The sequence below is a fragment of the Microbacterium sp. NPDC055357 genome, assembly GCF_053644835.1.
The window spans coordinates 181293-188137 of sequence record NZ_JBSHLZ010000001.1; the positions used below are offsets into that span (position 1 = coordinate 181293).

General features: G+C 72.3%; 8 protein-coding genes. All 8 read left to right on the plus strand.

The genetic code is table 11. The annotated features are described in order from the left end of the window. The first annotated feature begins 20 nt into the window (after positions 1-20). The gene (gene glmS, locus ACWICD_RS00850) at positions 21-1871 is read left to right on the plus strand and encodes a glutamine--fructose-6-phosphate transaminase (isomerizing) (RefSeq protein WP_376130335.1); all 1851 of its coding nucleotides are present in this window, start codon (positions 21-23) and stop codon (positions 1869-1871) included. Between the two features lie 11 nt (positions 1872-1882). Then, on the plus strand, positions 1883-2257 hold the full coding sequence (locus ACWICD_RS00855) for a holo-ACP synthase (protein WP_376130333.1): 375 nt from the start codon (positions 1883-1885) through the stop codon (positions 2255-2257). Beyond that, on the plus strand, positions 2254-3378 hold the full coding sequence (gene alr, locus ACWICD_RS00860; RefSeq protein ID WP_376130331.1) for an alanine racemase: 1125 nt from the start codon (positions 2254-2256) through the stop codon (positions 3376-3378). The genes ACWICD_RS00855 and alr overlap by 4 nt, the downstream gene beginning before the upstream one ends. Then, positions 3375-3845, plus strand: coding sequence for a tRNA (adenosine(37)-N6)-threonylcarbamoyltransferase complex ATPase subunit type 1 TsaE (tsaE, locus tag ACWICD_RS00865; protein WP_454139008.1), 471 nt, complete (start codon positions 3375-3377; stop codon positions 3843-3845). Before alr ends, tsaE begins: the two co-directional genes overlap by 4 nt. Before the next feature lie 141 nt (positions 3846-3986). Beyond that, entirely contained in the window at positions 3987-4655 is a 669-nt protein-coding gene (gene tsaB, locus ACWICD_RS00870) for a tRNA (adenosine(37)-N6)-threonylcarbamoyltransferase complex dimerization subunit type 1 TsaB (RefSeq protein ID WP_376130325.1), read from the plus strand. After that, on the plus strand, positions 4652-5149 hold the full coding sequence (gene rimI, locus ACWICD_RS00875; RefSeq protein WP_376130322.1) for a ribosomal protein S18-alanine N-acetyltransferase: 498 nt from the start codon (positions 4652-4654) through the stop codon (positions 5147-5149). The genes tsaB and rimI overlap by 4 nt, the downstream gene beginning before the upstream one ends. After that, the gene (gene tsaD, locus ACWICD_RS00880; protein ID WP_376130319.1) at positions 5146-6210 is read left to right on the plus strand and encodes a tRNA (adenosine(37)-N6)-threonylcarbamoyltransferase complex transferase subunit TsaD; all 1065 of its coding nucleotides are present in this window, start codon (positions 5146-5148) and stop codon (positions 6208-6210) included. Before rimI ends, tsaD begins: the two co-directional genes overlap by 4 nt. Next, positions 6207-6662: a hypothetical protein gene (locus ACWICD_RS00885; protein WP_376130316.1), complete on the plus strand. Its 456-nt coding sequence runs from the start codon at positions 6207-6209 to the stop codon at positions 6660-6662. The genes tsaD and ACWICD_RS00885 overlap by 4 nt, the downstream gene beginning before the upstream one ends. Positions 6663-6845 lie beyond the last annotated feature (183 nt).

A 6845-nucleotide genomic window follows, 5' to 3' on the forward strand; every position in this document is an offset into this window, starting at 1 on the left:
TACGCCGTACGATTGACCCCATGTGTGGAATCGTCGGATACGTGGGCCCGCGGCAGAGCCAGGCCATCCTCATCGCCGGTCTGTCGCGCCTGGAGTACCGCGGGTACGACTCGGCGGGGATCGCCGTCATCGACGGTGCCGGCGACCTCGACATGCGCAAGCGCGCCGGCAAGCTGAAGGTGCTGCGCGACGACCTCGCGGCGCACCCGCTTCCTGACGGCACGACCGGCATCGGACACACCCGCTGGGCGACCCATGGTGCCCCGACCGACGAGAACGCGCACCCGCACCTCGCCGACGATGACAAGCTCGCGGTCATCCACAACGGCATCATCGAGAACTTCTCCGAGCTGAAGGACGAACTGCTCGCCGACGGCTTCACGTTCCGCAGCGAGACCGACACCGAAGTGGCCGCCGCGATGCTGGGCCGTGAGTACCAGCGCACGGGTGATCTGACGGCGGCGTTCCGCCACGTCGTGTCGCGCCTGGAGGGCGCCTTCACGCTGCTGGCGATGCATGAGGACCAGCCGGGGCTCGTCGTCGGCGCTCGTCGCAACTCGCCCCTGGTCATCGGGCTCGGCGAGGGCGAGAACTTCCTCGGCTCGGATGTCGCCGCCTTCGTCGAGTACACCCGCAACGCCCTCGCGATCGGCCAGGACCAGATCGTCGCGATCACGCCCGAGGGCGTCGAGGTGACCGACTTCGACGGCCAGCCGGTCGAGGTCGAGCCGTTCGAGGTGACGTGGGATGCCGCGGCCGCCGAGAAGGGCGGCTGGTCGTCGTTCATGGCCAAGGAGGTCTCGGAAGAGCCCGACGCCGTCGCCAACACGCTGCGCGGCCGCATCCACGACGGCCAGGTCGCGATTCCCGAGCTCGACGGGCTCGACGATCTGTTCGCGGGCATCTCGCGCATCATCATCGTCGCGTGCGGCACGGCCGCCTACGCCGGCCAGACCGGCAAGTACGCGATCGAGCAGTGGACCCGCATCCCGGTCGACGTCGAACTCGCGCACGAGTTCCGCTACCGCAATCCGGTGATCGGACCCGACACGCTCGTCGTCTCGATCAGCCAGTCCGGCGAGACGATGGACACGCTCATGGCGGTCAAGTACGCGCGCGAGCACGGCGCGAAGACGCTGTCGATCTGCAACACGCAGGGAGCGACGATCCCCCGCGAGTCGGATGCGATCGTCTACACGCACGCCGGTCCCGAGGTCGCTGTCGCCTCGACGAAGGCCTTCGTCGCGCAGATCACGGCGCTCTACCTCATGGGGTTGCACATCGGTCGCATCCGCGGCGTGCTGACGCCCGAGGACGCAGCCGACCACGTGCGCGAGCTCGAGGCCGTTCCCGGCAAGATCGCGCAGATCCTCGAGCGCGAGCAGCCGCGCATCGAGCAGTTCGCGCACTGGATGGCCGACACCCGCTCGGTGCTGTTCCTCGGTCGCCACGTCGGCTACCCCATCGCGCTCGAGGGCGCGCTCAAGCTCAAGGAGCTCGCCTACATCCACGCCGAGGGCTTCGCCGCCGGCGAGCTCAAGCACGGCCCGATCGCGCTCATCGAGCCCGGCCAGCCCGTCTTCGTCATCGTCCCGTCCCCGCGCGATTCGGCCGAGATGCACAAGAAGGTCGTCTCGAGCATCGAGGAGATCCGGGCGCGCGGCGCCCGCGTCATCGCGATCGCCGAGGAGGGTGACGTCGCCGTGCTGCCCAAGGCCGACGAGGTGCTGCGCATTCCGCTGGCCGGAGCCCTGTTCGAGCCGTTGCTCTCCGTCGTGCCGCTGCACATCTTCGCGATGGGCCTGGCGACGGCGAAGGGCCTCGATGTCGACCAGCCGCGCAACCTCGCCAAGTCCGTCACGGTCGAATAGACGGCGCGCACATGATCGTGGGGATCGGCGTCGACCTCGTCGACATCGAACGGTTCGAACGCACGATCTCGCGCACGCCGCGCCTGCTCACGCGTCTGTTCGCCCCGGCCGAGCGGCCGCTCGCGACCCGTTCGCTGGCCGCGCGCTACGCCGCGAAGGAAGCGCTCATCAAGGCGCTCGGCGGCTCTGACGGCGTCTACTGGACCGAGATCGAGATCGCGCCCGAACCCTCGGGTCGCCCGTGGTTCGCGCTGAGCGGGTCGACCGCCGAGACGGTCGCGGAGCGCGGCATCACGACGCTGCACCTTTCGATGTCGCACGACGCCGGGCTCGCCACCGCCTACGTCATCGCCGAGGCGACGCCCGGCGCAGGGGGCCTCGCATGACGGCTCTGCCGGCAGGGGTCGCTCGCGAAGCGACGATCGACGTCAGCGCGATCGCCGCGAATGTGCGCCACCTGCGTCGGCTCACGGGCACCGAGGTGATCGCCGTCGTGAAGGCCGACGGCTACGGGCACGGCGCCGTGCGCTCGGCGCAGGCGGCGCTCGACGGCGGTGCGGCCAGACTCGGCGTCGCCGAGATCGGCGAAGCGCTCGCCCTGCGTCGGGGCGGGATCATGGCCCCCCTCATCGCGTGGCTGCACGCTCCGGGCACCGACTTCCGAGAGGCGGCGGGCGCGGGGATCGAGCTCGGGATCTCGTCGTACGACCAGCTCGTGCAGGCCGCGGCCGCCGCGACGGGGGAGCACCCCGTCCGCGTGCACCTCAAGCTCGACACGGGCCTGTCGCGCAATGGCATCGCCCCCGCCGACTACGGTGTCGTCTTCGCCGAGGCGGCCCGCCTCGAGCGGATCGGCCGGCTGCGCGTCGAGGGCGTGTTCAGCCACCTCTCGAACGCGTCGGAAGACGACGACCGTGCCGCTCTGCAGGTCTTCCTCGACGGAGTCGGGGCGGCGGCGGGGCTCGGCCTGCGCCCGGCCGTCCGCCACCTCGCGGCGACGCACGCCGCCATCGCCCTGCCCGCCGCGCGCCTGGACTGCGTGCGGGTCGGGATCGGCATCTACGGCCTCTCGCCGTTCGCCGACCGCACATCGGCCGATCTCGGTCTGCAGCCCGCCATGACGCTGCGCGGCGCCGTCAGCGCCGTCCGGCGCGTGCCCGCGGGCACGGGGGTGTCGTACGACTACGCCTATCGCGCCGAGCGCGAGACGACGCTCGCCCTCGTGCCGCTGGGCTATGCGGACGGCGTCGCCCGCCAGGCATCCGATCGCGGGCCGGTATCGATCGGCGGGCGGGAGTTCCGCGTGTCGGGGCGCATCGCGATGGACCAGTTCGTCGTCGACGTCGGCGACCACCCCGTCTCGCTCGGCGATGAGGTCGTGCTCTTCGGCGACCCCACGCTCGGTCATCCCTCGGCGGCCGATTGGGGAGAGGCGGCGGGCACGATCAACTACGAGATCGTGACGCGCATCGGCGCGCGCGTGCCGCGACGGCAGATCCCCTCGTGAGCGGTCTCGACCCGCTCGTCGGCACGCACGAGATCCTGTCGCCGGCGGACATGGAGGATCTCGGCGAGCGGATGGGGCGGATGCTGCGCCCCGGCCAGCTCGTCGTGCTGACCGGTCCGCTGGGAGCCGGCAAGACGACACTGACCCGCGGCATCGCGACGGGCCTGGGCGTGCGAGGTCCGATCCAGAGCCCGACGTTCGTGATCGCGCGCACGCACCCGTCGCTCGTCGGCGGCGCGCCGCTCGTGCACGTCGATGCGTACCGCCTGGGCTCGGCGCCCGAGCTCGACGACCTCGACATCGACTACGACGGGTCGGTCGTCGTGGCCGAGTGGGCCGCCCCGTTCGCGGCGTCGATCGCCGACGAATGGTGGGAGGTCGAGCTCGACCGCGATGGGCTGACCCTCCCCGAGGCCGAACTCGACGCGGACGCCCCCCGCCGCGTGACGATCTCCCGCCGCCCCTGACGCGGGCGCCCCTGACGCCGTGGTCGCCCCCGCCCCCGCGGCATCCCCCATTGACGCCGAGACTGCAACGGGAGGCCGAGACCGTGGGGTTCACCCGCTGTCTCGGCGCGCGGTTGCAGTCTCGCGGTCTACCCTGGATGCGTGATCCTCGGCATCGACACCTCCCTCGGCACGGCCGTCGCTGTCGTCGAGCACGACGGTGTCGTTCGCGCCGACGTGGCCAGTGAGAATCCGCTCGGCCACGCCGAAGTGATCGGCGACCTGCTCGTCGCGGCGCTCGCCGACGCGGCACGAGGACCGATCGGCCAGACCAGCGCGTCCGAGCCCGTCGAGATCAGCCACGTCGCGGTCGGGATGGGCCCGGGCCCGTTCACGGGACTTCGCGTGGGGGTCGCGGCGGCACGGACCTTCGCTCAGGGCCGCGGGGTGCCGGTCATCCCCGTCGTGAGTCACGACGCCGCCGCGCTCGCGATCCTGCTCGCCGACCCGTTCGCCGAGCTTCCGCGCTTCGCCGTCGTGACCGACGCGCGACGGCGCGAGTTCGCCTACACCGTGTACGACGGTCTCGACGACGACGGTCTGCCGATCCGCGCGACCCAGCCGGCCCTCACTCCGCGCGATGCGATCGACGCCGTGCTGGCCGACGTGGGCGCCGAGCGCCGCGACATCGCCCTCATCTCGGGCGCCATGGTCGGCCTGGCGGCGGCGCGCGCGCTCGCCGCCGGACGCACGATCGGCCCCGACGACGCGCTGTACCTGCGTGCACCCGACGTGACGCCGCCCGCCGCGCGAAAGCGAGTGGGCACATGAGCCTGCGACGCGCGACGAGCGACGACCTCGCAGCGATCATGGCGCTCGAGCGGGCGTCTTTCCCTTCGGATGCGTGGAGCGAAGGCATGATGCGCGAAGAGCTCGCGTCGCCGCACGGCTATTACGTCGTGGACGAGACCGCCGGCCGCATCTCGGGGTACGCGGGGCTGCGAGCCGCCGCCGGAGCGAAGGACGCCGACGTGCAGACGATCACGATCGCCGGGGATGCCAGGGGTCGAGGGCGCGGTCGCGTGCTGCTGCGCGCCCTCTTGGACGAGGCCGCGCGACGGCGGGTCCGCGAGGTCTTCCTCGAGGTGCGCGCCGACAACCCCGTCGCGCAGTCCCTGTACGTCTCGGAGGGCTTCCTCGAGATGGGGCGCCGCCCGCGCTACTACCAGCCCGACGACGTCGACGCCGTCGTGATGCGTCTCGACCTCGCCGGCTGGCACGCCGCGAACGGGCCCGCGCCCATCGATGCGGGAGCACGCGCGTGAACCGCCGCGAGCCACTCGTGCTCGGCATCGAGACGAGCTGCGACGAGACCGGGATCGGGATCGTGCGCGGACGCACCCTGCTGAGCAACACGATCGCGAGCTCGATGGACGAGCACGCCCGCTTCGGCGGCGTCGTGCCCGAGGTCGCCGCCCGCGCGCACCTCGAGGCCCTGCAGCCCTCGATCGAAGCGGCGCTCGCCGAGGCGCAGGTTTCGCTCGATGAGCTCGACGCGGTCGCCGTCACGAGCGGGCCCGGCCTCGCGGGGGCGCTCATGGTCGGCGTCGGCGCCGCGAAGGCCCTCGCCGTCGCGCTTGGCACACCCCTCTATGCCGTCAACCACCTCGTCGGGCACATCGCCGCCGACCTGCTGACGGGCGACGAGGTCGAGTATCCGACGGTCGCGCTGCTCGTCAGCGGCGGCCACACGTCGCTGCTGCTCGTGCGCGACCTCACGAGCGACGTCGAGCTGCTCGGCGAGACGGTGGACGACGCGGCCGGCGAGGCCTTCGACAAGATCGCGCGGATCCTCGGGCTGCCCTATCCGGGCGGGCCCGAGATCGACCGGGCGGCCGCCGACGGCGACCCCACCGCGATCCGATTTCCACGCGGTCTTTCGCGCGCCTCGGACATGGCGCGCCACCGCTACGACTTCTCGTTCTCGGGGCTGAAGACCGCCGTCGCCCGCTGGATCGAACAGCGCGAAGCGGCCGGTGAACCGGTGCCGGTCGCCGATGTGGCGGCATCCTTCCGCGAAGCGGTCGTCGACGTGCTCGTCACGAAAGCGCTCGCGGCGTGCGCCGACCACGGCGTGCCCCGGCTGCTGCTCGGTGGGGGAGTCATCGCGAACCGCCGACTGCGCGACGTCGCGATCGAGAGAGCGGATGCCGCGGGCGTGCACGTGCGCATCCCGCCGCTGTCGCTGTGCACCGACAACGGCGCCATGATCGCCGCACTCGCGTCCGAGCTCATCATGTCCGGTCGCCCGCCGTCGACGCTCGCGTTCGGCGCGGACTCGACCCTGCCCGTCACCGAGATCCAGGTCGCCGAGGAGGTCGCGTGACCGACGCCGATGCCCGCCCGCCCCGTCCCCTCACTCCCGCCGTCGAGCCGCCGTCGCCCGACGTCGAACTCGCGGAGGACGCCGTGCCCCTGCCCGGGGCGCACCGCGGCGGATTCTCGCGGCTGCCCACCGCTCCCGTCGAGACGACGACCGAGTGGCATCCTGCCGAGCCGGGCGCGAGCGCGGAGTGGCTCCTTCCGCCCCCGCCCGCCTCGCGCGGGGTCGCGGCCTGGGCGCTCGGCTTCGCGATCGCCGGGCTCATCGGCTCGCTGCTGGTCGGCTGGGCGTTCCCGGTCGGGCTCGTCGGGGTCATCGTGGGCATCGTGGCGCTGCGCAACCCGGTCGAGAACCGTACCGCGGCGGTCTGGGCGGTCGTGCTGGGCGCCGTCTCGATCCTCTACAGTGCGGGCTGGCTGCTGTGGGCGGCCGGTGAGCTGAACCTCTTCGGCTGACCGCGCCCTCGCCGTCGCCGTCGCCGCCTCGCGCCGCGCCGGCGCCGCCGCGTCACCGTCGCGTCGCGTCGCCGACGAAGACGCCGAGACTGCAACGGCGGGCCGAGACTGCGGGGGGGGAAACACACCCCCTGCCCCCCCCTTTTTCCCCCTGCGGAAAGAGGGGGAGAGGGTTCTACCCCA